The following is a 395-nucleotide window of genomic DNA, read 5'->3' on the forward strand; positions in this document are numbered from 1 at the left end:
ATGAATTTTAGTTGAATGACCACCACAGCTCTGACCTATTTGCTCGGAATGCTCCGTTGCAGCGCCTGTACTGTGTTGATGAGCCTTGATAATCGAGCCATCTAGGAACACCCATTCAAAATCCGCTAGTTGTGATAAATGTTTGAAAATATCAACTAATATTCCTTTTTTAGACCACAAATTAAATCGTCCATAGACGGTGCTCCATTCACCAAACTCTTCTGGCAAATCTCGCCAAGGAATACCGGTTCTCATTCGGAAAAGGAGCCCTTCAAACGTCATCCGATGCTCGGATTTATTATAAACTCGGCCGGTATTTTTCATTATTTGTAGTAGCTTTTCCCACCGTTTATCTGTTAGCATTGTTCTTGGCATGATGAATCGAGTTATGGTTG

The 395-nt window shown here is 41.3% G+C and carries 1 protein-coding gene; it reads right to left on the reverse strand.

Features of this window, described 5'->3' with window-relative positions; all coding sequences use genetic code 11:
• Positions 1-375, reverse strand: a 375-nt coding sequence (locus GQ598_RS11390) for an IS5 family transposase (protein WP_160404144.1), incomplete at its 3' end; no start/stop codon positions are given.
• Positions 376-395: the final 20 nt, after the last annotated feature.

The organism is Gilliamella sp. Pas-s95, assembly GCF_009795795.1.
Taxonomy (GTDB): Bacteria; Pseudomonadota; Gammaproteobacteria; order Enterobacterales; family Orbaceae; genus Gilliamella; species Gilliamella bombicola.